Raw genomic sequence first — 26,619 nt, 5'->3', positions numbered from 1 at the left:
ATCACCGCCGGCGCGGGAAGTGCGCCGTGGTTCAGCGCGCCGGCGGCGCGGCGCCGTCCTGCTCCACGGTGACGGACAGGTCCGGTCCGGCGCCGGGCAGGCGCGCACTTTCCACGGCCTGCGCGGCGCGCTGCTGCAGGTCATGCCGTTCGGCGCCCTGCTCAGCGGTGGCGGCGGTGGGAGTGGGCACTTGCTTGCTGATCATGGCGCTGGCCGCAAAGGCCAGTACCAGCAGTATCAGCGCGGCCTTCACCCACGTTCCCGGGCGCGCATGGGCGGGCAGCTCGCGGCGGGTCTGGCGCGCGGCGGCGTCGATGATGATGACGGCCAGTTCCGAGCCGCGCTGGCGGGCGCGCAGGCGCAGCGCTTCAAATTGGGGCGCGGACAAGGTGCCTTGCCGGAGCATGTCGCACAGGGCGGCAACCGGCGAGGCGAGCAGGCGGTCCGCAGGCAAGCTGGCGTGCGCGGCGTCGCGCTGCCACTGGTCGATCAGGTCCTCGTCGTACAGGGTGTCGATGGCCTGGCGGTTGACTTGCCGCAGCGCGTCGGCGGCCAGTTGCTGGCGCTCGAGCAGGGCCGCGCCGTCATGCTGGCGCGGCAGGTCGCGCACCCGCTGCAGGAAGCCGTGCTGCGGCAGCAGGTCCGTGAGCAGCAGCCATGCCAGGGTGTCGACCAGCCCCGCGTCAGCGGCCAGCTCCGGCACGTCGATATCCTCTTCTTCGTTATGGCTGCGTTGCAGTTCGATAATGTCCAGTTCGGCGATGGCGTCGTCGAGTTCATCGTCCGTGATCAGGCCGAGCTGGCGCACCTGGGCGAGGGCGGGGTGGAGTTGGCTGGGGCTGGACATGGGCTGCATCTTAGCGCAACGCCGGTTTTCCCGGCGCGCCAATATGAACGGGGCCGGGGCGGATGACTTCCGCGCCGGCCCCGCCGTTTGCCGCAAAGCGGCGTGCTGGGTGCTTAGTGCTTCAGGCCGCGCCAGCCGATGTCGCGGCGGTACTGCGCGCCGTCGAAATGGATTTTTTCCACGGTTTCATATGCCTGCTTCTGCGCCATCTTGATGCTGTCGCCCAGACCCACCACGCACAGCACGCGCCCGCCATTGGTGACCAGGCGTTCGCCGTCGATGCGGGTGCCCGCATGGAAGGTGACGGCGTCCGGCGTTTCGGCCGGGATGTCGCCGATCGGCGTGCCCTTGACGGGATCGTCAGGGTAGCCGGCGGCGGCCATCACGACGCCAACGGCCGTGCGGCGGTCCCATTCCAGTTCCACTGCGTCGAGCGTGCCGTTGACGGCGTGTTCCATGACGGTGACCAGGTCGGTCTTCAGGCGCGCCATGATGGGTTGCGTTTCCGGGTCGCCCATGCGGCAGTTGAATTCCAGCGTCTTCGGCGTGCCCTTGTCGTCGATCATCAGGCCAGCGTACAGGAAGCCCGTGAACGTGATGCCGTCCTTGGCCATGCCCTGGATGGTCGGCACGATGATTTCGCGCATGACGCGCGCATGCATGGCCGGCGTGACGATGGGTGCTGGCGAATACGCGCCCATGCCGCCCGTGTTCGGACCCTGGTCGTGGTCCTTCAGGCGCTTGTGGTCCTGGCTGGTGGCCAGCGGCAGGATGTTCTTGCCGTCGCACATGACGATGAAGCTCGCTTCTTCGCCGGCGAGGAATTCCTCGATGACGATGCGCGCGCCGGCGTCGCCGAACTGGTTATCGGACAGCATCATGTCGACCGCCTGGTGCGCTTCTTCCAGGGTCATGGCAACGACCACGCCCTTGCCGGCGGCCAGGCCGTCGGCCTTGATGACGATCGGCGCGCCCATGGCGTCGACGTAGGCATGCGCGGGAGCGACGTCGGAAAACGTCTGGTAGACGGCCGTCGGGATGCCGTGGCGCTGCATGAAGGCCTTGGCGAAGTCCTTCGACGATTCCAGCTGTGCCGCTTCCTTGGTCGGGCCGAAGATTTTCAGGCCGCGCGAGCGGAACAGGTTGACGATGCCTGCCGCCAGCGGCACTTCCGGGCCGACGACCGTGAGGCTGATGTGTTCCTGCTGAACGAAGTCGGCCAGCAAGCGCGGGTCGCTGATGTCGAGATTGACCAGGCGCGCATCGCGCGCGGTGCCGCCGTTGCCCGGCGCGACATACACCATCTGTATGCGTTCGGACTGGGCCAGTTTCCAGGCCAGGGCGTGTTCGCGGCCGCCAGAGCCGACTACCAGAATTTTCATAGGGACCGTTCGTTCAGTGTGGGTTGCAGGGCGGCGGTGCCGCCCTTGTTTAACATATTGCCTGGCACGCGGTAAAAATGTTCAGGGCAAGGCGCATGGCCGAAGACAGTACGGCTAGTACGGCGAGGCCATGCAACGCCGCCATGGACTTTTTTACCCCGTGCCTAGTTTTCGATGAGGGCGTTGGTGAAGACTTCCTGGACATCGTCCAGCAATTCCAGCGCATCGATCAGTTTTTGCATCTTGACGGCGTCGTCGCCCGCGTAGACGGTTTCCGTCGCCGGCTTCATGATGACTTCGGCCACTTCGGCCTTGAAGCCGGCCGCTTCCAGCGCTTCCTTGACGGCGGCGAAATCGTGCACGGGCGTGACCACTTCGAAGCCGCCTTCTTCATCGGCGATGACGTCGTCGGCACCCGCTTCCAGGGCCGCTTCCATCAGCTTGTCTTCGTCGGTGCCCGGCGCGAACAGCAGCTGGCCGCAATGCTGGAACATGAAGGCAACGGAGCCTTCGTTGCCCATGTTGCCGCCATTCTTGTTGAAGGCGTTGCGTACCTCGGCCACCGTGCGGACCTTGTTGTCGGTCATGCATTCGACGATGACGGCCGCGCCGCCCACGCCGTAGCCTTCGTAGCGCACTTCTTCATAGTTGGCGCCATCGACGCCGCCGCTGCCGCGGTTGATCGCGCGCTGGACGTTGTCTTTCGGCATATTGGCGTCAGCCGCCTTGTCGACGGCCAGGCGCAGGCGCGGATTGGTGATGGCGTCGGCGCCGCCCATGCGGGCCGCGACCGTGATTTCCTTAATCAGGCGCGTCCAGATTTTGCCGCGCTTGGCATCGGTGGCAGCCTTTTTATGCTTGATATTGGCCCATTTGCTATGTCCTGCCATGTCGAATCTTCCTTAGACGGGTGTTCAATTGTGGCCGACATTTTAGCATATCGGCCCCCTGCGAAGCGGCATGGCTCCGTCATCAGGATGACACAATCTGTTGCTAAAGTGACGCGCTTTCACCATATCGAGGGCGCGACATCATGGCAAGTCAAATGGACAGGCGGCAATTTCTGAAATTGGGCGGCTTTATTACGGTTTCCGTGGCCACCGTCGGCCTTGCCGCCTGCGGCAGCACCGATCACAGCGATCCTGGCGTGCCGCTGGCCTCGGGCAGCGACTGGAAATTCCCGCAAAGCGTGGCCTCGGGCGACCCGCGCGCCGACAGCGCCATGCTGTGGACGCGCGTCGTGCCAGCCAGTTTCGACGCCGTCGCGCCCGCCGTGGCCGGCAAGTCGGACGTGGCCGTGCGCCTGATCGTCAGCGCCAGCGACAATACGGCCGCCCTGGGCGGCAATACGGCCCTGGCCGGCACGCCCATCGTCGACGCCAAGCTGCCCCTGAAAGCCGATTTCGACAATACGCTGCGCCACAAGGTGACGGGCCTGCAGCCGGGCCAGGTGTATTTTTATCAGTTCATCGCCGGCGACGTGCGCTCCAACGTGGGCCGCTTCAAGACGGCGCCCGCCGCGACCAGCGACGTGTCGCAGCTGCAGTTCGCCTACCTGACGTGCCAGGACTGGAGCATCAACCATTGGGGCGCGCTGTCGCACATCGCCGCCAACGAATCGCTCGATTTCATCGTCCACCTGGGCGATTACATCTATGAAACGGTGGGCGAGGCCTTCCAGAGCGGTGCCGTGGAAAGCCGCCACGACCAGCTGAAATTGCCCGACGGCACGTATAAAAGCGGCACCTCCGGCGCGAAATACGCGACCACGGTGGCCGATTACCGCTACCTGTACAAGAAATACCGCACCGATACGCGCCTGCAAGCCGTGCACGAGCGCTTTGCCTTCATCGCCATCTGGGACGACCATGAATTCACGGACGACGCCTGGCAGGATGCCTCCACCTACGAAGGCATCGTGGCGCTTGATGGCAGCGATCTGCACCAGCCGGCCCGCCGCCGCAGCGCCAACCAGGCATGGTTCGAATACATGCCGGCCGACGTCACGTTCGATGCCGCCGCGACAACGTTCCAGAACATCCAGATCTACCGCGATTTCCAGTTCGGCAAACTGATGCAGCTGGTGATGACGGACGAGCGCCTGTACCGCGCCGACCATGCGATCGCCGAGTCGACGATCAACCCGGCCACGGGCAAGCCGCTGGGCAGCATCGGCAGCCGCTACCTGGTGCCGCAAGCGCTGTTCGACAGCGTGGAAGGGCAGAAAATGGCGGCCGCCACCAAAGCCGGTGCCGACTCGCTGGCCTTTGTTGCCATGCTGGGCAGCACGCAGCGCGACTGGTGGAAAAGCAAGATGAAGGCGGCCACCTCGACCTGGAAGCTGTGGGGCAATGAAGTGTCCCTGCTGCGCATGGGCTTGAATGGCACGGATGCGATTGCCACTTTGCTGGCCCTGAGCGCGATGTCGAACGTGGGCCAGGCCATCGCCAGCACCTTGCCGCTGGTGGGCGGCAGCGTGCCGCTGGCCTCAAGCATCGTCGCCGCCTCGACGGCCGGTGCATCGCAGTCCGTGGCGCAAGCGGCGGCCATGGCGATTGCCGGCGCGGCAGCCAATGCCGGCGCGCAGGGCGCCGCTGCCGTCGGAGCCGGCTTGAGCGCGGCCCAGGCCGGCATCACGGTGGCCGCCTACAACAGCGGCTCGCCGGCCGCCGCCGCGCAAGTGATCGCCTTCGGCTGGATCAAGCCCGACGTGCAGGCCAAGGGCGCGGCGTCCAGCTTTGTCGCTGCGTCGGGCCAGCAAGCGGCGCTGGCGCCGTTCTTCACGCGCTTTCTGCTCAATTGCGACCAGTGGGATGGCTACAACAGCGAGCGCAAGAATTTGATGGCGCATCTGAAAAACAACGCCATCGGCAATGTGGTCGCCATTACCGGCGATATCCACTCGTTTTTTGCCGGCACGGTCAGCGACGACTTCGACGCGGCCGGCGGCGGCACGCCCGTCATGGTGGACCTGGTCTCGGCGGGCGTCAGCTCGGATTCCTTTTTCAGCTACCTGAAGTCGGCCGCTGCCGCCATGGGCGACATCGGCACTCTCGTCAGTTATCCGTTGGCCATTCCCGTCACGGGCCTGGGCACGGTCAACCTCGACGTCAACCTGCTCGACTACACCATGGGCAAGACGGCGCCCACCGTCGACAGCCTGCTGGAGCAGTTGCGCGTGCAACTGCGCGGCGCCCTGGCCGCCAAGGGCGTGCCGGAAGCGCAGCTCGACGCAACGGTCTCTGCCGTGCAGGCTGGCTTGAAAGCGAGCACTGACTTCAGCGTGACCCTGCTGGGCCTGGCGCAGCAATTGTCCGGCCTTGGCAACAATCCGTGGATCAAGCATTTGAATACGGATGCGCAGGGCTACACGGTGGTGACCTTGACGCCAGGCAAGCTGGTGGCGCAGTTCAAGCAGGTGAATAAACTGATGGGCACGGCGGCGCCGTCGAACGTGATTGCGCGCGTGACGACGGCCACAGTGACGGCGGGCGCGGCGGCGGTGGTGGTGGCGTAAAGGGTAGGTCGGATTAGCGCGGCGATGCCGCGCGTAATCCGACAACATGGTTGGCGGGGATGGGGGGCGGGTTACGTTGCGGTGGTGTCGGGTTACATTGCGGTGGTGTCGGGTTACGCCCTTTGGGCTAACCCGACCTACGCCCGACCTACGCCCCACCCACGCCGCCTTTGGCTTTTGCCATTACAATCTGGGCATGAGCTCCAGTTCCCCGCAAGCAACCCCTCCATCTATTCCCCGTTCCGTCTATCTCGGTGGCCTGGCCATCGCCGTGGGCGGGGCGGTGCTGTTTTCCACCAAGGCCATCGTCGCCAAGCTGCTGTACCGCTACCAGATCGACGCCGTCACCCTGATCGCCTTCAGGATGATCTTTTCGCTGCCCGTGTTCGCCGTCATCGCCTGGTGGAAGATGCGCACGGAGCCGCCACTGTCGATCAGCGACCGCTGGCGCCTCGTCGGGCTGGGCCTGGTCGGCTATTACCTGTCCAGCTATCTGGACTTCCTGGGCCTGCAATACATTTCCGTGGGGCTGGAGCGCCTGATCCTGTTTCTCACGCCCACCTTCGTGCTGCTGATTACCACCGTGTACTTCAAGCAGCGCATCAGCCGCTTGCAGTGGCTGGCATTGCTGACTTCGTATTGCGGCATCGTGCTGGTGTTCGTGCACGACTTGCAGGGCGGCGCCAGCAATGTGGCGCTCGGTTCCACCCTCGTGCTGGGCTCGGCCTGCTCGTATGCCGTGTATCTGCTGGGCTCGGGCGAGCTGGTGAAACGCATCGGCTCCATGCGCCTGGTCAGCTACGCGATGTGCGTGGCCAGCTTTGCCTGCATCGCTCAATTTTTCATCCTGCGCCCCGTCGAACTGCTGATCCAGCCCATGCCCGTGTATGGCTTGTCCTTGCTCAATGGCATCTTTTGCACGGTGATGCCCGTCTTCATGACGATGATCGCCGTCGAGCGCATCGGCGCGCCCGTCGCCTCGCAGGCGGGCATGATCGGCCCCGTGTCGACCCTGTTCCTCGGTGCCATGATCCTCGACGAACCGATCACCAACTGGCAACTGGCTGGCACCAGCCTGGTATTGGCCGGTCTTTACTTGCTGTCGAAAAAGAAATAATTCCTTCACTCACTGAAATGGTCCGCACCATGAAAACACGCATCGCCCTGATTGCCCACGACAAGAAAAAAGATGACATGATTACCCTGGCGGGCGAATACCTGGATTTCCTCAAGGGCTGCGAACTGTCGGCCACGGGCACCACGGGCGGCCGCCTGATCAACGAGCTGGGCCTGGCCGTCGAGCGCAAGCATTCCGGCCCGTTCGGCGGCGACTTGCAGATCGGCTCGCTGCTGGTGGAAGGCTTGATCGATTGCGTGATTTTCCTGCGCGACCCGATGACGCCGCAGCCGCACGAGCCGGACATCAACGCCCTGGTGCGCGCCTGTGACGTGCACAACGTGGCGTGCGCAACGAATTTGTCGTCGGCGCACCTGGTGCTGTCGCAGCTGCAGGCGCGGGCCAGCGCCGCTGCCTGACGTTTTTCCCGATTCTTCTTCAAGGAGCATATTGTGAGCGCAACGATTACCACCAAAGCCATCCGCGTACAGCGCGTGGGCGGCCCGGAAGTGATGGAATACGTGGACGTGGAATTGCCGCCGCCCGGCCCCGGCGAGGCGCGCGTGAAACACGAGGCCATCGGCCTCAATTTCATCGACGTGTATTTCCGCACGGGCTTGTATCCGCAGCCGCTGCCCAATGGCCTCGGCGTGGAAGGCGCGGGCATCGTCGAGGCGGTGGGCGAGGGCGTCACGGAAGTGAAGGTCGGCGACCGGGTGGCCTATGCGGCGCGCATCAATGGCGCCTATGCGCAGCAGCGCAACCTGCCGGCGGCCCTGCTGCTGGTGCTGCCCGAGCGCATCGGTTTCGATACGGCCGCCGCCATGATGCTGCAAGGCTTGACGGTGCAATACCTGTTCCACCGCACGGTGGCGCTGAAGGCGGGCGATACCGTCCTGTTCCACGCGGCCGCGGGCGGCGTGGGCCTGATCGCCTGCCAATGGGCCAAGGTGCTGGGCGTGAACCTGATCGGCACGGCCGGTTCCGATGAAAAGGCGGCGCTGGCCAAGGCGCACGGCGCGGCCCACGTCATCAACTACAACACGGAAAACTTCGTCGAGCGCGTGCGCGAGATCACGGGCGGCAAGGGCGTCTCCGTGGTCTACGATTCCATCGGCAAGGATACGTTTACGGGCTCGCTCGACTGCCTGGCGCCGCTGGGCATGATGGTCAGCTTCGGCAACGCCTCCGGTCCCGTGCCGGCATTTACGCTGAGCGAACTGGCGTCGCGCGGCTCGCTCTTCATCACGCGCCCGGCCCTGTTCAGCTATGCCTCGAACCGCGCCAACCTGGAAGAGATGGCCACTTCGCTGTTCGGCGTCGTCAGCAGCGGCGAAGTGCAGATCGAGATCAACCAGCGCTACAGCCTGGCCAATATCGCCCAGGCGCACACGGACCTGGAAGGGCGCAAGACGACCGGTTCGACCATCATCGTGCCATGAGCGGCGGCAGTGACGGCGCGCCGAAATTCGGCCGCCTGCTGCTCGTGCTGTTATTGGCCGTGGCCCTGATCGGCGCGCTCACCTTTGCCGCCGAGGCGTATTACTCATAGGCATAAAACAGACATGAAAAAACCGGCTGGCGCATCGCTGCACCAGCCGGTTTTTTTGTCTTGCCACGAAATTATTCTATTTTCACTTCGACCTTGCGTGGCACGCCGCTCTGGCCGGGGAAGTCGGCAAAGGCGCTCGCTACCATGGCTGGCATCACTTGCGAGGTGGCGCGCTTGTTGCTGGTCGATTGCACGGTCACGTCGTAGAGTTTCTTGCCGTTGCGGTCATTGATCGTGATGCGCAATTCGCGTTCGTATTTGTGGCGCACGCTTTCCTCGATATCCATCGGGCCATACCAGTAGGGGTTGTAGCCGAAGCGGCCATAGCCTGGCCATGCGCCGTAGCGGTAGCCGTAGCGGCCAGGCCAGTAGCCAGGACCATACCAGAATGGGTCGGTGGCTTGCAGCACGCGCTCAGGATAGTCGACGGTGGAAAAATGCATTGCCACGCGCAAATTGGCTGCCGCAGGGCCGGAAGCTTCGCCGAAACCGTGCTTGGTCAGTTCCGCGCGCACCAGGTTCTGGTAGCTGCGGTATTCCAGCGTGTCATTTTCGGCATCTGGCGTTTCAAACGCATACGATTTGTCCTGCAATTGCGCAGGCCACTCATGGAAGACGGTCACATCGCTGCGTATGGTGGTGGCGCATCCGGTCAGCAACACAGTCAATGCGGCCATCATGATGGTGAGATATCGTTTCATTGCATGACCTCCTGATTAGTAGACGCAATTCATCGCTTAGTATTATAAGAATAGTTCTATTTGTTTCTATTCATTATTACAGAATGTTACCTGGTATGTCGGCGTGTAAGGGAATCCAACATTCCTGAGCTGAATCGCGACCATCGCGGGCTGGTGTTGGTAAAATAGGCTTTTGCCTCCGCTCCCACCCAAATCCCTATGCGCACAGACAGCCCTCAGACGATTTACCGCAAAGATTACACGCCGCCCAGCTTCCTGGTCGACAGCGTCGAACTTGGTTTCGATCTTGATCCCGCCCGCACAGTGGTGGCGAGCCGGATCCGCATGCGCCACAACCCGGCCAGCACCAGCCGCAGCATCGAATTGCACGGCGAACACATCGAACTGGTGATGGTGCGCCTGAACGGCAAGCAGCTGAAACCGTCGCAATACAAGCTGACGGCCGGCATGCTGACCATCCCCAAGGCCCCGGACGATGTTACGCTCGATATCGAGACCGTGCTGGCGCCGCAGGACAATACCTCGCTGTCCGGCCTGTACGTGTCGAACCATAATTTCTTCACGCAGTGCGAAGCGGAAGGCTTCCGCCGCATCACCTTCTTCCCGGACCGCCCGGACGTGATGGCCAAGTACACGGTCATGCTGCGCGCCGACAAGGAACACTATCCGGTGCTGTTGTCGAACGGCAACCTGATCGAAGAGGGCGACCTGGGCGACGGCCGCCATTACGCCAAGTGGGAAGACCCGTTCAAGAAGCCGTCCTACCTGTTCGCCCTGGTCGCCGCGCGCCTGGTATGCCAGGAAGAGCGCTACACGCTCCAGTCCGGCCGCGAAGTGCTGCTGCAGGTGTGGGTGGAAGAGGGCAACCTCGATAAGACCGATTACGCCATGCAGTCGCTGAAAAACTCGATCCGCTGGGACGAGGAACGCTTCGGCCTGGAGCTGGACCTCGATCGCTTCATGATCGTCGCCGTGGGCGACTTCAACATGGGCGCCATGGAAAACAAGGGCCTGAACATCTTCAATACCAAGTACGTGCTGGCCAATCCGCGCGTGGCGACCGACGTCGATTACGCGGGCATCGAAGCGGTGGTGGGCCACGAGTACTTCCATAACTGGACCGGCAACCGCGTGACGTGCCGCGACTGGTTCCAGCTGTCGCTGAAGGAAGGCTTGACCGTGTTCCGCGACCAGGAATTCTCGGCCGATATGATCGGCACGGACACGGGCCGCGCCGTCACGCGCATCGACCAGGTGCGCACCCTGCGCCAGGCGCAGTTCCCCGAAGACGCGGGCCCGATGGCCCATCCCGTGCGTCCCGACTCTTTCGTCGAGATCAATAACTTTTATACGGTCACCATCTACGAGAAGGGCGCCGAAGTGGTGCGCATGTACCAGACCCTGGTCGGCCGCGACGGTTTCCGCAAGGGCATGGACCTGTATTTCGAGCGCCACGATGGCCAGGCCGTGCAGTGCGACGACTTCCGCGCCGCCATGGCGGACGCGAATGGCCGCGACTTCAGCCAGTTCGAACGCTGGTACAGCCAGGCCGGCACGCCCGTCGTCACCGCATCCACGCGCTACGACGCCGCCAGCCGGACGTTCGAGCTGACCCTGGCGCAAAGCTGCCCCGCCACGCCGGGCCAGCCGAAAAAACTGCCTTTCCACATTCCCGTCACCGTCGGCTTGCTGGCTGCCGATGGCGGCGACCTGCCGCTGCACGTGGATGGCGTGGCGTCGAACGGCGCGGCCAGCGTCGTGCTGGAATTGACGCAGGCGTCGCAGACCTTCCGCTTCACGCATGTGACGGAAGAACCCGTGCCATCGCTGCTGCGCGATTTTTCCGCGCCCGTGGTGCTCGAATACGGCTATACCGATGCGGAGCTGCTGCACCTGTTCCGCCACGACAGCGATCCCGTGAACCGCTGGGAAGCGGGCCAGCGCCTGGCCATGGAGCGCCTGCTGAAACTGACCGCCGCCGTCGCCGCCGGCGAGACCCTGGCGCTGGACGACACCTTCATCGCAGCGCAGCGCGCCTTGCTGGCCGACGACACCCTCGATCCTGCCTTCCGCGAGCTGGCCCTGATCCTGCCGTCGGAAACCATCATCGCCGAGCGCATGGCGCAAGTCGACCCGCAGGCGATCCATGCGGCGCGCCAGTTCATGCGTCGCACCATCGCGGCAGCCCTGAAACCTGAATTGCTGGCGCAATACCACGCCAACCAGACGCCGGGCGACTACAGCCCCGACGCCCTGTCGGCCGGCAAGCGCGCGCTGAAAAACCTGGCCCTGTCGTATCTGCTGATCGCGCCCGAAGCGGCGGAGCTGGACCTGGCGCGGCTGCAGTTCGACAATGCCGGCAACATGACGGACCGCGCCGCGGCGCTGGCAGCGCTGATTCATTCCGGCTCGCAGCCGCATGCGCAGGCGGCCTTGACCAGCTTCTATACCGACTTCGAGAACGAAGCGCTGGTGGTCGACAAGTGGTTCGCCATGCAGGCGGCCGCGCCGACGACCGACGTGCAAGCCGTGCGCCAGCTGATGACGCATCCGGCCTTTACCTTGAAAAATCCGAACCGCGCGCGCAGCCTGATCTTCAATTTCACCAACGGCAATCCATCGCAATTCCATGCGTCCGACGGCAGCGGCTACGCCTTCTGGGCCGAGCAGGTCATCGCGCTTGACGCCCTGAACCCGCAGGTGGCCGCGCGCCTGGCGCGCTCCATGGACCGCTGGCGCCGTTACGTGCCGGCGCTGCAAAACCACATGCGCACGGCGCTGGAGCAAGTCGCCGGCCAGGCCAGTTTGTCGAATGACGTGATGGAAGTGGTCAGCAAGGCATTGGCCAATTGACGGCTGTCGGATGACGCCCTGCGGGCTGATCCGACCTACACGGCGTCATGATTTCGTAGGTCGGCTTGGCGCCAACGGCGCGTAAGCCGACAATCACCGCACGAGACGTATTTAAAACTAACGAAGGGGTTTCATGAAACGCATCAGTCTTACGCAATACCTGGTTGAAGAGCAGCGCTCGAACAACAGCATTCCGGCCGAACTGCGCCTGCTGATCGAAGTCGTCGCGCGCGCCTGCAAAACCATCAGCCACGCCGTCGGCAAGGGCGCCCTCGGTGAAGTGCTGGGCACGGCCGACACGGAAAACGTGCAGGGCGAAGTACAGAAAAAACTCGACATCATCTCCAACGAGATTTTGCTCGAAGCGAACGAATGGGGCGGCCACCTGGCGGCCATGGCGTCGGAAGAAATGGAATCGATCCACCCGATCCCGAACCGTTATCCGAAGGGCGAATACATGCTGCTGTTCGACCCATTGGACGGCTCGTCGAACATCGACGTCAACGTCTCGATCGGCACCATTTTCTCGGTACTGAAGGCGCCGGACGGCATGGGGCAGCCGACGGAGCAGGATTTCATGCAGGCGGGCAGCAAGCAAGTGGCGGCCGGTTACGCCGTGTACGGTCCGCAAACCATGCTGGTGCTGACCTTCGGCAATGGCGTGAATTGCTTCACCCTGGACCGCGAAATGGGTTCGTGGGTCCTCACGCAAAGCAATATGCAGATTCCGCCGACGACGAAGGAATTTGCCATCAACATGTCGAACGCGCGCCACTGGCATCCGCCCGTGAAGCGCTATGTCGACGAACTGCTGGCCGGCGACACGGGCCCGCGCGGCACCAACTTCAACATGCGCTGGATCGCTTCGATGGTGGCCGACGTGCACCGCATCCTGAACCGCGGCGGCATCTTCATGTACCCGGCCGATCTGCGCGACACTTCGATGCCGGGCAAGCTGCGCCTGATGTACGAAGCGAACCCGATGGCCTTCATCGTCGAGCAAGCCGGCGGCGCAGCCACCGACGGCCAGCAGCGCATCATGGACATCGCCCCGCACAAGCTGCACCAGCGCGTGCCCGTTTTCCTCGGCTCGAAGGACGAAGTGGCCCGCGTCACCGCGTATCACGCCGAGTAAAAAAGCCGCACTTTTCCACGATTTTCAGCGGCCCGCAGCCGGGCTGCTAAAAAAATGCAAAAAAGTTCGCGTTGACACTAGCAAATTTTGTGCATTGTTTGTAGAATGTGGGTCTTCGCCGTTGTAGCTCAGTTGGTAGAGCAGCACATTCGTAATGTGAAGGTCGCCAGTTCGATTCCGGCCAACGGCACCAAGTATTCGTAAGAGGTAGTATGGAAAAACCCAGATTAACCCGTTTTCATAGGGGGAGGCTGGGTTTTTTTACGTCCGCGTTTTCGGCGTAGTCCGGTATAAAACGGTTAAATCCTGCTACCATTTGCCAAAAATTGGCAAAGGGTTTGGCAAAAATGGCAGCACCGATCAAAGACGGCAAGGTATGGCGCCACAGGGTGATGGTCGCCGGGACACGGTCCAGCGGGACATTTGATACGAAGGCGGCTGCCTTGGCCTGGGAGGCTGAGCAGCGAATCAATGCCGGCGGCAAAAAAGCAGTAGCCAGTACGAAGACCTGCGCCGATGCGTTCCGCAAGTACGAGCTAGAGGTATCTAAGTTGAAGCGAGGCCACCGCTGGGAGGCATTCCGCCTGACGTTCTTTGCTGAGATGCCGCTCGGCTCCGTCAAGATGTGCGATTTGGATGCTACTCATATTGCCGCTTGGCGCGATGAACGACTGCTGAACGTCCAGGGCGGTTCGGTAACCCGAGAAATGAATCTGCTGTCGCACGTGTTTTCCGTCGCTCGCAAGGAATGGAAATGGATATCGGCCAGCCCCACGGCCGACGTTGCGCGGCCAAAGGCGAAACCGCCCCGTGATCGTCTTATCAGCTCCGAAGAGATCAAGAAGATTTGTATCGCACTTGGGTGGGATCACCAGGTGGCCGGTGTCGTCCCGAAGACCAAGCAGCAGCGCATCGCAATAGCTTTCCTGTTTGCCATCGAGACTGCGATGCGTGCTGGGGAAATATGCTCGTTACGGGCGGAAGATGTGAATGGTCGCGTGGCTCGGCTGCGGATGACGAAAAACGGATTGCCTCGTGATGTGGCTTTGTCCCCGCGTGCGGTGGAATTGTGGGCAATGGTGCCTGAGGGATTTGATTTGACGCCGGCGACGCTCGATGCGATGTTCCGCAGGGCGCGAGATACGACTGGCATTAAGGGTTTGACGTTCCATGACACGCGCCATGAAGCAATCACCAGGCTCGCCAGCAAACTTAACGTGCTGGACCTGGCCCGGATGGTGGGGCATCAGGATATTCGGCAGTTGCAGGTGTACTACAACGCTAGTGCTGATGACATAGCTAGTAAGCTTTGATGCTCATCAATGCGCCGATGTAACAGATGTAAAAAGAGTTCGTTTAATGTTTCGTACTATTGACAACCGGTTGCTCTATTTTTGATTAATGCTATGATTCGGGCATGGACATCTTAAAAATTCTCCGAAACGGCGCTGTATCGATGGCCGGTAGCTATGTAAGTCCTCGTGACTATCCTAGGCCGGACCGTGATGGTTTCCGTCGAGATCAGGCTAAGCTTATTGGCGACGTTCGAACCGTCGGGAATGACATTAAAAAATCAATAGGCTCCAATGTCAAACAGGCATACAAATCTTCAGTCCGTTGATAGTGATGGCAAAAGTGTTTCTCTTAATCACACTTCAACTGACAGCCCCATCCTCCCAGCTGCACAACTTGCGCAACTGAAAGAAATTGACCCAAAATTGGTTCAATGGGTCGTTGACCAAACTGAGATTGAAGCGGCATCACGTAGATCACAGGAAAAACGCATTGACTGGTTTATCTTTGCTGAGAGGATGTCGGGTGTTCTGATGGGAGGCGCTGTTGCATTGGGTGGAATGGCAATTGCCGCCTATGTGATCGTCCAAGGACATGACTGGGCTGGAGTCGGCATCGGAGGTGCGACACTGGCTGCTATAGTTACAGCCATTGTAGCAAGAGGTCACATGACCAAGTCGAAAGAGTCGGCGCCCGTGCCGAAAGTCGTCGTAAAGGCGCCGCCAAAGACCGCGCCTCCTCCCAAAAAACTGAGATCAAACAGGCCTCCAGGTGAGCAGTAAAGTTTATTAGCGATCTCATGTTGGCCGGATTTTCATTCAGGACACGTGGCTTTCCGCCCATTTAATTACCTCACGTGCTTTGTACAGTGCTTGAGCGCGTCCTGGTGTCGGCAATCTAATAGGTCGGGGGAACGACGGAAGGCATACGATGTCGTCGCGTACCGTGTCCACCGAGCGCTTCAGGTAGGCGCCAATGTTCTTCGTATCCCACAAGTCAACCTCAACAGGTAGCGGTGGTGGTACGGGCTTGGACAGCCGCTCCAGCAACTTCACCAGCATTTCATCGGTACTCATATATTCCCTTTCGTGTTCTCTGCAACCTCAACAGCAGTGACGCTTTCCGTGCTGCGATTCATCGTATGACCGTTCATGCTGCCACCGCTCTTTCCATAGCATCGTACGGTTTTGCATTCTGGTCGAAGTCGCCCATGTCCAGTTCCTGGGTGAGGTATTGATGGAAGTCGACCAAGCCGCCGTTCTCGATCTCGTGGACAACGCCTGCAGCCAGTTCTACTGGCAGAGGGTTTCTAGGGGTGAGTAGAGCGAGCCGGCGGCTGTCTAGGCCTAGTTGAAAGTCGTATGCAGTCATGAGGACCAAGTTCAGGTGGTTGTTGATGGCGATGTCGGGTACGCCCGCCCGACGGACGACAATGTTTGGTGATGCAATGAGGCTTTTAAGGAGGCCGGTGCCAAGGTCCTGGACGAGGACATCTTGGAGTACCGCATAACGCTTGCCGATTGCCCATCCATTAAATGTGCGGCGAGGAAGTACGCCACCCAGTTGGGCTTGGTTGCCGTACATCGGACCAACGATTCTTTCGAAAAGGAGGCTCTTGCCAGCGCCCTGGGAGCCGGCGACAAGTAGTGCCGTCTGCATCTTGGCGCCGGGATGGCGCAGTGGATACGCCAGCCAGCGGGCCACCCAGGTGGCTTGCGCGTTATCCTGGTTGCACAGATGCAGCAGCAGCGCGCGGATATGAGGTGCAGCGGTCGTGGCCACTGGCGCTGCAGGTTGCGCGATCGAGCCGAAGAAGGCGCGGATTTTGGCGAAAAGGGACGTGATGAATTTCATGGTTGCTCCGTTCGTGGTGGTTATTGAGTTGCTGCTTCGGTATCAGGCGTGGGCTTGGTGGCGCCGACTACCGGGGATTTGGGCCATGGCCATGGCTTCTGCGGAGCGGCCGCTTTTGGCTTGCGTGCGCGCCGCGTTGGCGTGGTTGCTTGCGATATTGGTTCGTCGTGCGCGGGTGCTGCAGGTGCTTCAGCTACGGCAGCAGCCGCATTGAGGCCAATCTGCTCGGCGAGCATTTCCGCGTCTTCGTCGTCTTTCGGGGTGTCGGCGAGCTGGTTCTCTGGCGCCGAATTAGTCTCACGGCGCAGCCAGACTTGACCAGGTGCGTAGTGCCAGCCGAGCGCATTGGCTGCGGCCTCCAGCGGTTTGAGCATCAACGGCCGTTCAGCGAGGATGAACTTGCTCAGGTCATTGAGGCGGTCAGGCGCAATGGCGATCAGCTGGCCAAGCTGATAATCCTGGACGGATTCAAACGCTATCGTTTCCATTTCCAACTGCAGGCGCACCGCATCTGGATCGATGCCCTCATGCCTGGCCATGGCATGTATTGCGGCCTGCTGGTTATCGAAAGCTTCGTCATCCCATCCATTTGTAATCAGGCTGTCGCTCAGCAGCAAGTCGACCAGCAACAGCTGCACATCTGGCAGACCTGCCTGATCGATATAGGCGTGAATGCTCTCGGTGCTGGAGGTATCAAACGTGTATATGCCGGCGAGAGCCTCGTCCGGAAGATCGCGGTCAATCAGCACCAGTTTGGTAAATTCGCGCAGCGAGGCCAGTGAAAATCCGTTGGCGCCGCGTGCGCGCAGGCGCTTGTAAAGCTCGATGCGGTAGGCTTCTTCCTGCTCGGCTTTTGCCTCATCCGCGCGTGCGATTTCCCGTTGCTTTTCGGCGGCCGCTTGCTTTTCCGGTGTATTGGCAGCGGCCTCCTTTTTTGCTTCTGCGGCGCGGAGTGTCGACATGCGCGCGTCATAAACTTCTTTTGTTTCGCACGCGCCGGCATCTTCCAGGAGTTTCTGGATAGTCGCCTTATCGTAAAAGGGGGTCAACAGGCCCTTCTCGTCCTTCACGTACCACGCTGGCTCGGGGAGCAGGCCGCTCTCAAGGAATTTCTCGGTATTACCTTCATTTTTTGTGCTGGGCGCGTTGCGTTCGAAGACCCACAACGGCGACGCCAGCGCTACAAACTCGCTGCTGCTTCTATATTCATTCTGACGTCTTCTTGTCGCCCCATCCTCGCCTTCGTAGACGGGCACGCCGCCTTGAGATGCTGCTGCGATGGCTAATGCATCGTGCGCCTGGCGCTTTTCGGCATAGCACGCCGGATCTGTGCAGACGTCTGCACTTTTGATGTCGGTGAATACGTCCGGCTGGTTGCCTGTTTTCTTGGGGCACTTGGTGCAGGCGCCGGCCAGCGTCACTAGGCTGGAGTCGGTGAGCTTAAACAGCGCGCGGGTCAGGTCGACCATATAGCGGGTCTGGATATGCTGTAACGCCGCGCGGTAGGACATCGGCTCGCCAGTGCGCTGGTCCGGCGAGCTGATCTCGGCCAGCGCCTTGATCTGCAGGGCAGGGACGGGTACACGTGCGATCAGCAGGGCTGTCGAGGCCGAGATAACGTCATCGAGAAACTTCTCGCGCACTTCGGTCGTCAGCGCGCAAAGTTTCAGGCGGCTATAGATGTAGGAACGGGATTTTTTGAGCTTGTCGATCAGGCGCTCGGCCGTGTAGCCAGCGTTGAGCATCAGCTCCTGGAAGCCCTCGGCCTCCTCCATGGGATGAGGGTCTTCGCGTTGCAGGTTCTCCAGCAGCTGGATCTCGCGCGCCTGCAGGTCGGTCAGGGTGCGGATGATGGTCGGACCTCGTTGCAGCTGAGCGATGTTCCCCGCGCGCCAGCGGCGCTCGCCGGCGACGATCTCGAATTTCTGTGGCGCTTCTGCGGTCGGCGTTACGGGCCGGATCAGGATGGGCTGGACGATTCCAACCTCTTTGATGTTGGCGGCCAGCTGCTCCAGCGCCGGTTGGTTGAACCGTTTGCGGTTGGTGTAACTGGGGCGGATGTCGGCCCAGTCGGTGATTGCGAATACCTGATCGTCGACCAGTTCGTCGACGACGATGCGTTTCTCGCTGCGGGCCGGGGCTTTCGTCATGCCTCCGATGGTGGGTATTACGAGGTCACTACTCATGTGCGGCTCCTGGTTGTGGGCGGGTATGGCCCGGTTAGCGTTTAATGAAGTCGAAAGGGGTGCTGCTGCCGACTGGCAAGAGTTCATGCCCCTCTGCCAACTGCGCCACTAGGGCGGCCTGTGCCTGGCGTGGCGACATTGGTTTTCCATCCGGGTGCGTGAAACCGCGCAGCTCGTGCAAGGGCCTGGCGAGCACGCTACGAACGTCGATTGCCAGGTGGACGAACGGGGCGGTCATTTGATGCCACCTGGTGTGTGGTAAACGAGATCGAACGAGACGCCCTTGGGCAGGGTCACAGTTACCAGCCACGCTGTGAAGCCGGCGCGCAGCTGGAACTGCGGTCGCTTTGGCTCCGTGACCTGGTAACCGCGCCGGCGCATCGCGTCGAACACTTGCAAGATGCCCAGGCGGCCATCCGTGCCGGATACCTCGGCGGTGCTGCAGCCGGTGTTGCGAGCGAACCGCGACAGTGCTGCGGCATCGTTCGCGCTTGTCAATGTGTCGTGCAGACTTTGCGAGCTGGGTAATGTCGCCTTGGCCGGCTTGCGAGTAGCTGTGGTGGGCATGCTGCAGGCTCCTACAGTGGGTGCGCGGACACGCCGCAGGGTTCGCCACATTGGGCGTCGACGGCGTCCTCGCACGCAGCGCAGGCCGTGCTGGCCAGTGCGTAGTAGCGCGTGACCGCGCACGAGGTCGTGACGGTGACGCGGAAGGCGTTCACTGGCGGGCCTCTTTTTTTGGGGTGAGTAGTATCGAAAAGACGCGGTTGGCCAGCGCCATGTCGTGTCTTTGCAGCGCACCAGATAGCGCAGCAATGAAGGTCTCGGTGCACAGGACGCGATCTTTCGGGTGCCTACTTGTGGCGACGTCAATACATTGCTGAATACTGCCAAGAACTGTGAGAGGGGGTTTTGGAAGGTTTTCCATCGTCTTCGCTCCATCGTTGTGGTTGCTAATACGAATAAGTTTAGGCATGCCTAAAGAAACAGTCAAGTAAATATTTTCGGCATGCCTAAATTTTTGACTATGTAGACGCTCTGGTCTTTCGGCAAGGCGAAAAAAAACCCCGGCATGCGGGGTTGATTGCCTAAAACGGCAGGGTTAGAAGTGGTCGCCTTCTCTACGTACTACCCTGCCAATAATGATGCATTCGTTGCCATGACAATTCCTGCGATAAAACTTCCGTTGATCGGAGTTGTCTGACATCAGCCACCATTGGCCGGCATCACGCGATATACGTTTTACAACAGCTTCCCCGCCATAGTTGACTGCGAATACTCCATTGTCGGTCAGCTTCTTGTCGGCCAGATTGATGACGATCGTATCGCCCTCATAGAAGGTGGGTTCCATGCTTTCGCCCTTTACCTTGACTGCCAGGAGGTTCTCAGGGTCAAAGCCCTTGCGGTGCACCCATGATTTAGACAGCCCCAGAGTCCCACCGTCGGTGTTGTCTGGTTCAGTTTGAAAACCCGTTACTCCGGCCTGTAGTCGCAGTTGTACCAACTTAACGCGATAAAGCGCTTCCTCGTCGTCTTCGATAAGTGAGATTGGAACGGACCCAGGCATAAGCTTTTGAGCGTCCTCTTTCGAAGTGTCGGTTCCGTGAAGCAGCCAATCCGGCGATACCTCCAATACCTGACAAACCTTTACCAGGTTGTTGCCTTCGATCATTTTTGTATCGCCGTTCTCCCAGTCAGTAACTGTCGGCGCGGATACTCCCACCAGCTTCGCAAAAGCTGATTTTTTGATGTTTTTGGCCTCGCGGGCCTGCGTAAGTCTTTTGTGCCAATCCATTAGGTAATCCTAACAACTTCCAAATAAGGGATGCCTAAATTATTCTTGCTTATTTCTTTAGGCTTGCCTAAAATAAGGTATGACTAATGAACTTACAGCCGACGAAATCATTGACGCGCTTGGCGGCACGTCAGAAACCGCACGGATTTGCCAAGTTAAAGACCCGTCCGTGTCTGAGTGGCGCCGCAACGGCATCCCGCGTGCACGTCTTATGTTCCTGAAACTGGCACGGCCAGAAGTCTTCAGTTCACAGGGGCGGAACGTCTCTGATCCTGGTCATGCAGGACGTCAGCTGCCATCGTCAACAAACATTCTCGATACCGTACCGGAGCATTCCGTCGTAGGTGTCGATCCGCGAAGCCGGGCGTGAGCAGGATCAATTTTCATGTCGCAAGCGTAGCTTGACCGCGTGATGTGAACAACCACCAAGAAGAAGGATATGTTGTGAAAATCAAAAAATCGTACCTTGGAATGATCAAGGCGTTTCCTGGCGGTTGGGACGCAATTGCGGCCGCCCTGGGTATGAGCCGCAATAGCCTGGAGAACCGCGTCTACGAACGCAAAGGTCAGGGCGTCACTGTGGACACTGCCCTGCAGCTGCAGGCGTTCTCCGGCACAACGCTGTTCGCTGAGGCTGTGGCCTCATCGAGCGGTGGCGCCTTCGTAAAGCTGCCGGAAGATATGTCCGACGGCAATGAGGTGCTGGCTAAAAAGTTCCGCGACATTTACGTCCGCTTGGGCGTCTTCGCCTCCCACTTTGAAGAGGCGACGGCAGACGAAGTGATCGATTCACGTGAGCGGGCCTGCCTTGATGCTGATATCGATGGCCTGCAGCGTGCGTTGTCAGAGCTAATGGCGTTGACAATCCGTGTTTATTGCAAGCCGGATGTCGGACAGGATGGTGCGGCATGAGTGCGCATTTTGGCCCGCGCGCCGGAACGCGCCCTGATCTTGCCTTTCGTAAGCTGGTCCAGCTGGGCGGCCGTGCCACCCAGCATGGCTGGATGAATTCCATGGCGTGGACTCGTCCGATTACCGCGTTTGAGCGTGAAGTTATCAATTCGCTGATGCGTTGCCACGTAGTACGCCACGAGGCTGGCGATTACGTGGTGACGCAAAAAGGATGGGATTTTGTTGGCCGCTCGACTCAAGCCAAGGTGGCGCCGGCAGGCCAGGTCGCCGGGCCGCGCTATGTCGGCAAGAAACTCCCTTTGTCTCCCGCGAACATGGTGCGCGCGCCACTGGCCCGTCCTGGCTCGTTTGACTATGCAACGATTCCATCTCGAATGGGCAGCCAGCGCGTGCCGCACGGTCTGGCTATGCCTGGGGTGATGGGAGCGATTGTCAGTGACTAATGTTGCCCAGGTAATTGCTCAAATGGCGGACTATGATATGCCGCCGCTTCCAACGAATCACCCCGTATTAGATGGCAAGTTTCATCGTTTCGGTCCGAAGAAAAAGGGTTGGTACATCCTGCGCGAACTGGTTCTCAAGACCGGCCGCAGGGTCGTCACTGGCGCTTTTGGTTTCCACCAGGGCGACAACCGGAATACCGTACCTGTCACAGTCGACGCCGAGGCGATGACGGATGACGAGCGCGCGGAGTTTGCGACCAAGCTGCGTGAGAACGAACAGCGTGAGGCCGAGAAGAAGCAGCGCGAGGCTCAGCTAGCCGCCAACCGTGCGCGAGATCAGTGGATGAAAGCCGCTGGCATCGCTGTGCAACATCCGTACCTGGACCGCAAGCAGATCGCGGGCGAGGGCGTACGCGTCGACCGCGCCGGATCATTGCTGATCCCGCTGCAGCGTGCCGGGCAGCTGGTTGGTCTGCAGAAGATCGACCAAGCGGGCGAGAAGCGCTACAACGCTGGCATAGACAAGCCTGGCGCGTACCACATGCTTGGACAGCCGCTTGACGCAACTGTCATCGCCGTGGGCGAGGGTTACGCCACATGTGCGAGTGCGCGTGCGGCCTCAGCGCTGGCCGGCGTCGACCTGCCTGTGGCCGTGGCTTTTGACGCCGGTTCTTTGGCGTCCGTGGCTACCGCTTTGCGCGAGGCGTTCCCACACGCGCATCTGCTGTTTCTTACTGACGATGATGACCAGTTAGTCGAGCGTTTCATCGAGCGCTTGCGCGAGGACTATCAGGTCCTGGCCGCTGTTCTGATCGACGGCGCCTCGCATGTCGTGCTGGCCGACGATGGTGCGGACGTGGAAGTCACTGCCTGGTGGCGCGCCGACGCGGCAGGCGTGCAGTACATCGAGGCGGATGTGCGCACCGGCCGCCGGCAGCAGCGCTACACGTTCAAGAATGCCGGCGTGGCCAGTTGCTCGGCGTTATGCCGGAAGATGGATCGCACTTCGATGGTCATGCCGTTATTCGCCGACAGGGCGGGGCGCAAGCTGTCGGACTTCAACGACCTGCAGATCGAGGAGGGGCTGGACACGGTAGCGGCGCAGATTGGGGTTGCCATCCATGCTGCGCAGCAGCCCAAATCTGCTGCTCCCGTTCCTCCTGCCGCGCCAGCCGCCAATTCAATGGTCCCCCCTGCTGCGCAGCAGCCAGATTCTGGTTTTCCCGACGCCAGCGTGATCGCGCCAGTGCTTGATCTCGGGGTGTTGTTCCTGGAAGGCGTGACGGATGAATCCCCCCCTCCCCCTGGTGCGGAGCAGCCAGCCCGCAGGAGCGCTGTCGACGCAGAGGCGGACGATAGCGATGCGCGCCTTGCAGCAGCGCTGGAGGCAGGGTATGCGGATGGATCGCTGCCTGAGCCTCCAGATGCTGACGGCTCCGCTTCCGCGCCGGGGGCGGGGGGCGAAGGCAAGCAGGCGAAAGATAAACCGAAGAAGGTATACGGCGCGGATCACTGGAACCAGGTGGAATACGTGTTGAAAAACTTCGTGCTGGTGTATGGCGAAGACCTGGTGTGGGACGTGTCGCAGCGCATGCTGATGAAGATATCGAGCATGCGCACCATCGTGGCCAACAACGATGTCATGAAGTTTTGGGGCGGCGAAGCTCGGCGCTGGGTGCTGAAAAAGAATATCGTTTTCGATCCGCAGGACACGCCGTCACCGGCATCGAGCGGCGCCACGGCCACGGTCAACCTGTTCAATGGTTGGAAGATGCAGCCGCGACGCGGCAGCTGCTTGCGCATCCAGACCCTGATTGCTCACCTGTGCGACGGCAATGATGCCCTAGTCGAGTGGGTGGAACGCTGGCTGGCCTATCCGCTGCGCAATCGCGGCGCGAAGATGGAGACGTCGATCATCATGCACGGCGACGAGGGCAGCGGTAAGAACTTCTTCTTCGAGAAGGTGATCAAGAAAATCTATGGCGAATACGGCTATGTGATCGGCAATGCGCAGCTGGAGAGCCAGTTCAATGACTGGGCCTCGATGAAGCTATTCATGGTGGCCGATGAGGTGGTGACGCGCTCGGAACTGAAGCACATGAAGGGCAAGCTCAAGTACCTGGTGTCGGGCGACATGATCATCATCAACCCGAAGGGCCTGCCCGAACATGGCGAGGCTAACCATATGAACTTCGTCTTCCTATCGAATGAGCTACAGCCGCTGGCCCTGGACAAGACGGACCGGCGCTACCTGGTGATCTGGACGCCGCCGGCATTGTCGCGCGAGTTCTACGTCCAGGTGGCCGAAGAGATCGCCAGCGGCGGTATCGAGGCGTACTACCACTACCTGATGCACGAGCTGGACATGGGTGACTTTGACGAGCACACCAAGCCGATCTATACGGACGCCAAGGACGATTTGATCGAGAAGAGCCTGACGCCGGCCGAGCGCTTCTACCGCGACTGGAGCCGTGGTTTCCTGCCGCTGCCGTTCATCACGTGCGGCGCCACCCAGCTATACGACGCATACAAGGTCTGGTGCGACAAGAGCGGGGAATCGAAGTACATCTCGCAGACCATCTTCTCGCCCACCGTGTTGCGGTACGCCGGCGAGGCGTTGGAAAAGCACCTGATCAAGTATGAGCTGGGATCGGTGGTCAAGCAGCGCAACGTGTTTTTAGCCGGGAAGAAGCCAGAAGGCAAGACGCTTGCAGAGTGGGCGGCAGATGCATCGGGCCTGTTCGAGAAAAGTTTGAGGGCATATCGGAGTCGCAGCGGGGTTGATGCGGCCGATGTTGAGGGTTAAGCCATCACATCGCACAAAGTCATCACATCGCAAACCCGCATGAATGCTGGAATGTGATGGGTGTGAAGGGTATTACGGGTTTTCGCGCACGCACACATGTGCGCATTGACGGACAAGGCCGTTTGAATGTCGATGGTTCGCTATATTTTTTTGTCAGAAAGTAGAAAGAAGTAATAACAGTACTCATACCCATCACAAGTAAGTATCCATGCGGGTTAGCGATGTGATGGGTATGTGATGGGTATGAAGGGTTAGCGGAATACGGCCGGTTTTCATCGAAGAAGGAAGTGGAGGGCAGGACGATGAATAAGAAGGTGAGCATGCGGGAGCAAATGCCCCAGGTGGCGGCGATCATCGATGCGTTCCGCGAGGCATTTGGGGCGGAGGTGGTGGATGCGGCGATACGGCGCGGCATGCGTGGTGGGCAGGGGTTCCACGCTACTGAGAAGGGGTATGAGGTGGGCACGCCGGTTTATCGGGGCGTGCTGCTGGATAGGGCGCCAGGGCGGTATGTGGGGCGGATGGGTGAAGTGGCATGGCAGGCAGCATTGGATCAGCAAGCGATTGATAACGAGAAAAGGGGCTAGGCGATGGAAGTGAAAGCGGAAGAAGCGGTATTTGAAAACGTGGGGCAGGCGGTGCATGTGTCGTTTCTGATCATGGCCCAGGAGGCAAAGCAGGACGCGCCATTACGGGCGGCGCTTATCAAGGCCATGGAGTCGGTGCAATTGAACGGACGGCAGCGTTGCTGGCTGGAGCAGCTGCGCGGCACGGCGTCGGGAACAATCAATTTCGGCGGCCTGGATGGCAACGAGGTGCGCGCCCAGTGCGCCATGGTGCTGCAGGCGGTAAAGCACCGGCTGCCGAAGACGGAAATGTGGGTGCTGCAGGCGAAGTACGGGCAGACGGATTTCGAAGATGTGGATGGTCATCGCCGCTTTGCTTTCTCGGTTGAGCGCATCGAGGCCATCAAGGGATTGGCGGATTGGTTCCGGCCAATGTTCCCTGGACTGAACCCGCATGCTATCGACTGCATGCTTGGGCGATTGTTCGCCAATCATAAGCAACTGGACATCACGGTGCGCGACCTGGCCAAGTCATTCGGCGCAAGCCACATGACCTACCAGCGGGCATCGATAAAGATGCACGGGCATGTGCGGGAGCTTGAACAGATGGCCTATAGCCGACTCGCACCAAGCTTTGTTGCTGATGGCGTGGTCGAGGAGTTTTTGCAATAGCTTGACGCGGCTGTTACAGCGGGTGTATATTTCGGTCATTCTCGCAGCAGTAACGCCTAAAGCCCGCACAAGCGGGCTTTTTTGCGTTTAACGAGACGATTTCTCAACAGCGAAAGAGGTGATCTATCTCGATCCGCTCCATAGCGGGGGATACATTCGTTTCTGGTGCTTGCCCACTTCAGTGGGCTTTTTTATTTGTGTTGATGATAGGGCGCAGAGGCGGACCCTTCAACCACAAGGCGGCCGCTTTTCTTGTGGGGTGTTTTGTGCAGACGTCTGCACATGTACTGGATGGAGAAAGAATGGCCCTTGAAATATCCGTCCGGACCAATCTCGCAGACGTAGAGCGCGGGTTGAGCGACCTGGCCAAGCGGCAAATGCCATATGCCACAGCCTTAGCATTGACGTCGCTGTCCAAGTTGGTAGCTGCTGATGCGGTTAAGAATCTGTCCGCGAAGCTCAAGAACCCGTCGCCGTTTACGCTGCGCTCGGTGAAGGCTATGGCAGCGCGCAAGGATAACCTGGTGGCCAAGGTGTACGTGATGGACAAGGCGGCAGAGTATCTGGAGCCATATGAGCGTGGTGGTGTACATAAGCTGGCCGGCAAGGCGCTCCTCAATCCCAAGGACATCGCGCTCAATCAATATGGGCAGTTGCGCAAGGGTACGCTGGCCGCGTTGAAAGGGCGCAGCGATATCTTCATTGGGCCGGTCAGGACAAAGAAGGGCATCGTCAATGGTGTATGGCAGCGCACGGCAGCTAAGGCAACGATCACCAATAAGAAGACAGGCAAGACGCGCATCAGTTCGCGGGGTGTCAACACGTCCGGGGCACTGAAGCTGTTGATTCGATTCGGTGATGCGCTCGCAGTCAGGACACATCTAGGCTACCACGCTCGGGCAACGGCAATGGTCAATGCCAACTTCAATGCCGAGATGGACAAGGCAATGATCAAAGCAATAGGGACGGCCCGTCCCTGACGACCAGC

At 60.3% G+C, this 26,619-nt stretch carries 25 protein-coding genes and 1 tRNA gene; 15 read left to right on the top strand and 11 right to left on the bottom strand.

The annotated features are described in order from the left end of the window. Positions 1-31: 31 nt before the first annotated feature. The 3 genes from JAB4_RS25125 to JAB4_RS25115 form a co-directional block, all read right to left on the bottom strand. Positions 32-847, bottom strand: coding sequence for a hypothetical protein (locus tag JAB4_RS25125; protein WP_139143586.1), 816 nt, complete (start codon positions 845-847; stop codon positions 32-34). Between the two features lie 113 nt (positions 848-960). Further along, positions 961-2,229 (bottom strand): phosphoribosylamine--glycine ligase, encoded by a 1,269-nt coding sequence (purD, locus tag JAB4_RS25120; RefSeq protein ID WP_070224398.1) that lies wholly within the window; start codon positions 2,227-2,229, stop codon positions 961-963. A 164-nt stretch (positions 2,230-2,393) separates the two neighbouring features. After that, entirely contained in the window at positions 2,394-3,119 is a 726-nt protein-coding gene (locus tag JAB4_RS25115; protein ID WP_070224399.1) for a YebC/PmpR family DNA-binding transcriptional regulator, read from the bottom strand. A gap of 143 nt (positions 3,120-3,262) precedes the next feature. On the opposite strand from JAB4_RS25115, the gene JAB4_RS25110 reads away from it, so the two are divergent. The 4 genes from JAB4_RS25110 to JAB4_RS25095 all read left to right on the top strand — a co-directional run bounded on the left by JAB4_RS25110 (position 3,263) and on the right by JAB4_RS25095 (position 8,305). After that, the gene (locus tag JAB4_RS25110) at positions 3,263-5,746 is read left to right on the top strand and encodes an alkaline phosphatase D family protein (protein ID WP_227742031.1); all 2,484 of its coding nucleotides are present in this window, start codon (positions 3,263-3,265) and stop codon (positions 5,744-5,746) included. 196 nt (positions 5,747-5,942) lie between these two features. Beyond that, on the top strand, positions 5,943-6,863 hold the full coding sequence (locus tag JAB4_RS25105; protein ID WP_070224401.1) for an EamA family transporter: 921 nt from the start codon (positions 5,943-5,945) through the stop codon (positions 6,861-6,863). Positions 6,864-6,892: 29 nt separating this feature from the next. After that, positions 6,893-7,282, top strand: coding sequence for a methylglyoxal synthase (locus tag JAB4_RS25100; protein ID WP_034786684.1), 390 nt, complete (start codon positions 6,893-6,895; stop codon positions 7,280-7,282). A 93-nt stretch (positions 7,283-7,375) separates the two neighbouring features. Beyond that, a complete protein-coding gene (locus JAB4_RS25095) occupies positions 7,376-8,305 on the top strand; it encodes a quinone oxidoreductase (RefSeq protein ID WP_070224409.1) in 930 nt (309 codons plus the stop codon). A 181-nt stretch (positions 8,306-8,486) separates the two neighbouring features. Here the strand turns inward: JAB4_RS25095 and JAB4_RS25090 are convergent, their stop codons facing one another. Further along, the gene (locus JAB4_RS25090; RefSeq protein WP_070224402.1) at positions 8,487-9,116 is read right to left on the bottom strand and encodes a DUF4136 domain-containing protein; all 630 of its coding nucleotides are present in this window, start codon (positions 9,114-9,116) and stop codon (positions 8,487-8,489) included. Positions 9,117-9,314: 198 nt separating this feature from the next. On the opposite strand from JAB4_RS25090, the gene pepN reads away from it, so the two are divergent. The 5 genes from pepN (at position 9,315) to JAB4_RS25065 (ending at position 15,179) form a co-directional block, all read left to right on the top strand. Next, positions 9,315-11,969, top strand: coding sequence for an aminopeptidase N (pepN, locus tag JAB4_RS25085; RefSeq protein ID WP_070224403.1), 2,655 nt, complete (start codon positions 9,315-9,317; stop codon positions 11,967-11,969). A gap of 133 nt (positions 11,970-12,102) precedes the next feature. Further along, positions 12,103-13,104 (top strand): class 1 fructose-bisphosphatase, encoded by a 1,002-nt coding sequence (locus JAB4_RS25080; protein ID WP_034747152.1) that lies wholly within the window; start codon positions 12,103-12,105, stop codon positions 13,102-13,104. A gap of 117 nt (positions 13,105-13,221) precedes the next feature. Continuing rightward, a tRNA-Thr gene (locus tag JAB4_RS25075) sits at positions 13,222-13,297 on the top strand. A 154-nt stretch (positions 13,298-13,451) separates the two neighbouring features. Next, positions 13,452-14,417: a site-specific integrase gene (locus tag JAB4_RS25070; protein WP_070224404.1), complete on the top strand. Its 966-nt coding sequence runs from the start codon at positions 13,452-13,454 to the stop codon at positions 14,415-14,417. Between the two features lie 273 nt (positions 14,418-14,690). Next, positions 14,691-15,179 carry a hypothetical protein gene (locus tag JAB4_RS25065; RefSeq protein ID WP_139143587.1) on the top strand — a complete coding sequence of 163 codons (489 nt, stop codon included), beginning with the start codon at positions 14,691-14,693 and terminating at the stop codon, positions 15,177-15,179. Positions 15,180-15,215: 36 nt separating this feature from the next. On the opposite strand, the gene JAB4_RS25060 is transcribed toward JAB4_RS25065, so the two are convergent. The 7 genes from JAB4_RS25060 to JAB4_RS25030 all read right to left on the bottom strand — a co-directional run bounded on the left by JAB4_RS25060 (position 15,216) and on the right by JAB4_RS25030 (position 20,232). Next, entirely contained in the window at positions 15,216-15,473 is a 258-nt protein-coding gene (locus tag JAB4_RS25060; RefSeq protein ID WP_139143588.1) for a hypothetical protein, read from the bottom strand. 73 nt (positions 15,474-15,546) lie between these two features. Further along, positions 15,547-16,251 carry a primase-helicase family protein gene (locus tag JAB4_RS25055; protein WP_070300294.1) on the bottom strand — a complete coding sequence of 235 codons (705 nt, stop codon included), beginning with the start codon at positions 16,249-16,251 and terminating at the stop codon, positions 15,547-15,549. 20 nt (positions 16,252-16,271) lie between these two features. Continuing rightward, positions 16,272-18,437, bottom strand: a complete 2,166-nt coding sequence (locus JAB4_RS25050; RefSeq protein WP_175444719.1) for a ParB/RepB/Spo0J family partition protein — start codon at positions 18,435-18,437, stop codon at positions 16,272-16,274. Between the two features lie 34 nt (positions 18,438-18,471). Then, complete coding sequence (locus JAB4_RS25045; protein ID WP_070217892.1) at positions 18,472-18,675, bottom strand: hypothetical protein; 204 nt, start codon at positions 18,673-18,675, stop codon at positions 18,472-18,474. Beyond that, a complete protein-coding gene (locus JAB4_RS25040; RefSeq protein ID WP_070217895.1) occupies positions 18,672-19,004 on the bottom strand; it encodes a hypothetical protein in 333 nt (110 codons plus the stop codon). Before JAB4_RS25040 ends, JAB4_RS25045 begins: the two co-directional genes overlap by 4 nt. A gap of 151 nt (positions 19,005-19,155) precedes the next feature. Then, a complete protein-coding gene (locus JAB4_RS25035; protein ID WP_139143589.1) occupies positions 19,156-19,365 on the bottom strand; it encodes a hypothetical protein in 210 nt (69 codons plus the stop codon). Between the two features lie 174 nt (positions 19,366-19,539). Beyond that, complete coding sequence (locus JAB4_RS25030; protein ID WP_070217897.1) at positions 19,540-20,232, bottom strand: XRE family transcriptional regulator; 693 nt, start codon at positions 20,230-20,232, stop codon at positions 19,540-19,542. A gap of 444 nt (positions 20,233-20,676) precedes the next feature. Here JAB4_RS25030 and JAB4_RS25025 point away from each other — a divergent pair, with 444 nt between their 5' ends. The 6 genes from JAB4_RS25025 to JAB4_RS25000 all read left to right on the top strand — a co-directional run bounded on the left by JAB4_RS25025 (position 20,677) and on the right by JAB4_RS25000 (position 26,611). Beyond that, a complete protein-coding gene (locus JAB4_RS25025; protein ID WP_070217899.1) occupies positions 20,677-21,144 on the top strand; it encodes a YmfL family putative regulatory protein in 468 nt (155 codons plus the stop codon). After that, a complete protein-coding gene (locus tag JAB4_RS25020; protein ID WP_070217901.1) occupies positions 21,141-21,587 on the top strand; it encodes a hypothetical protein in 447 nt (148 codons plus the stop codon). The genes JAB4_RS25025 and JAB4_RS25020 overlap by 4 nt, the downstream gene beginning before the upstream one ends. 22 nt (positions 21,588-21,609) lie before the next feature. Beyond that, positions 21,610-24,393 (top strand): DUF5906 domain-containing protein, encoded by a 2,784-nt coding sequence (locus JAB4_RS25015; protein WP_070308419.1) that lies wholly within the window; start codon positions 21,610-21,612, stop codon positions 24,391-24,393. Between the two features lie 302 nt (positions 24,394-24,695). After that, positions 24,696-24,980, top strand: coding sequence for a hypothetical protein (locus JAB4_RS25010; RefSeq protein WP_070217905.1), 285 nt, complete (start codon positions 24,696-24,698; stop codon positions 24,978-24,980). A gap of 3 nt (positions 24,981-24,983) precedes the next feature. After that, entirely contained in the window at positions 24,984-25,631 is a 648-nt protein-coding gene (locus JAB4_RS25005) for a hypothetical protein (RefSeq protein ID WP_070217907.1), read from the top strand. 302 nt (positions 25,632-25,933) lie between these two features. Continuing rightward, complete coding sequence (locus tag JAB4_RS25000; RefSeq protein ID WP_070217909.1) at positions 25,934-26,611, top strand: hypothetical protein; 678 nt, start codon at positions 25,934-25,936, stop codon at positions 26,609-26,611. The last annotated feature ends 8 nt before the right edge of the window (positions 26,612-26,619 follow it).

Source organism: Janthinobacterium sp. HH102, assembly GCF_001758625.2.
Classification (GTDB): Bacteria; Pseudomonadota; Gammaproteobacteria; order Burkholderiales; family Burkholderiaceae_D; genus Janthinobacterium.
The sequence above is the reverse complement of the archived record's forward strand: the minus strand, read 5'-3'. Positions and strand labels throughout refer to the sequence as shown.

Bases quoted from the DNA above. Each gene is read 5' to 3' on its own strand.
- JAB4_RS25125 (WP_139143586.1), bottom strand. From the start codon at position 847: ATGTCCAGCCCCAGCCAACTCCACCCCGCCCTCGCCCAGGTGCGCCAG.
- purD (WP_070224398.1), bottom strand. From the start codon at position 2,229: ATGAAAATTCTGGTAGTCGGCTCTGGCGGCCGCGAACACGCCCTGGCC.
- JAB4_RS25115 (WP_070224399.1), bottom strand. From the start codon at position 3,119: ATGGCAGGACATAGCAAATGGGCCAATATCAAGCATAAAAAGGCTGCC.
- JAB4_RS25110 (WP_227742031.1), top strand. From the start codon at position 3,263: ATGGCAAGTCAAATGGACAGGCGGCAATTTCTGAAATTGGGCGGCTTT.
- JAB4_RS25105 (WP_070224401.1), top strand. From the start codon at position 5,943: ATGAGCTCCAGTTCCCCGCAAGCAACCCCTCCATCTATTCCCCGTTCC.
- JAB4_RS25100 (WP_034786684.1), top strand. From the start codon at position 6,893: ATGAAAACACGCATCGCCCTGATTGCCCACGACAAGAAAAAAGATGAC.
- JAB4_RS25095 (WP_070224409.1), top strand. From the start codon at position 7,376: ATGGAATACGTGGACGTGGAATTGCCGCCGCCCGGCCCCGGCGAGGCG.
- JAB4_RS25090 (WP_070224402.1), bottom strand. From the start codon at position 9,116: ATGAAACGATATCTCACCATCATGATGGCCGCATTGACTGTGTTGCTG.
- pepN (WP_070224403.1), top strand. From the start codon at position 9,315: ATGCGCACAGACAGCCCTCAGACGATTTACCGCAAAGATTACACGCCG.
- JAB4_RS25080 (WP_034747152.1), top strand. From the start codon at position 12,103: ATGAAACGCATCAGTCTTACGCAATACCTGGTTGAAGAGCAGCGCTCG.
- JAB4_RS25070 (WP_070224404.1), top strand. From the start codon at position 13,452: ATGGCAGCACCGATCAAAGACGGCAAGGTATGGCGCCACAGGGTGATG.
- JAB4_RS25065 (WP_139143587.1), top strand. From the start codon at position 14,691: ATGTCAAACAGGCATACAAATCTTCAGTCCGTTGATAGTGATGGCAAA.
- JAB4_RS25060 (WP_139143588.1), bottom strand. From the start codon at position 15,473: ATGAGTACCGATGAAATGCTGGTGAAGTTGCTGGAGCGGCTGTCCAAG.
- JAB4_RS25055 (WP_070300294.1), bottom strand. From the start codon at position 16,251: ATGAAATTCATCACGTCCCTTTTCGCCAAAATCCGCGCCTTCTTCGGC.
- JAB4_RS25050 (WP_175444719.1), bottom strand. From the start codon at position 18,437: ATGAGTAGTGACCTCGTAATACCCACCATCGGAGGCATGACGAAAGCC.
- JAB4_RS25045 (WP_070217892.1), bottom strand. From the start codon at position 18,675: ATGACCGCCCCGTTCGTCCACCTGGCAATCGACGTTCGTAGCGTGCTC.
- JAB4_RS25040 (WP_070217895.1), bottom strand. From the start codon at position 19,004: ATGCCCACCACAGCTACTCGCAAGCCGGCCAAGGCGACATTACCCAGC.
- JAB4_RS25035 (WP_139143589.1), bottom strand. From the start codon at position 19,365: ATGGAAAACCTTCCAAAACCCCCTCTCACAGTTCTTGGCAGTATTCAG.
- JAB4_RS25030 (WP_070217897.1), bottom strand. From the start codon at position 20,232: ATGGATTGGCACAAAAGACTTACGCAGGCCCGCGAGGCCAAAAACATC.
- JAB4_RS25020 (WP_070217901.1), top strand. From the start codon at position 21,141: ATGAGTGCGCATTTTGGCCCGCGCGCCGGAACGCGCCCTGATCTTGCC.
- JAB4_RS25015 (WP_070308419.1), top strand. From the start codon at position 21,610: ATGGCGGACTATGATATGCCGCCGCTTCCAACGAATCACCCCGTATTA.
- JAB4_RS25010 (WP_070217905.1), top strand. From the start codon at position 24,696: ATGAATAAGAAGGTGAGCATGCGGGAGCAAATGCCCCAGGTGGCGGCG.
- JAB4_RS25005 (WP_070217907.1), top strand. From the start codon at position 24,984: ATGGAAGTGAAAGCGGAAGAAGCGGTATTTGAAAACGTGGGGCAGGCG.
- JAB4_RS25000 (WP_070217909.1), top strand. From the start codon at position 25,934: ATGGCCCTTGAAATATCCGTCCGGACCAATCTCGCAGACGTAGAGCGC.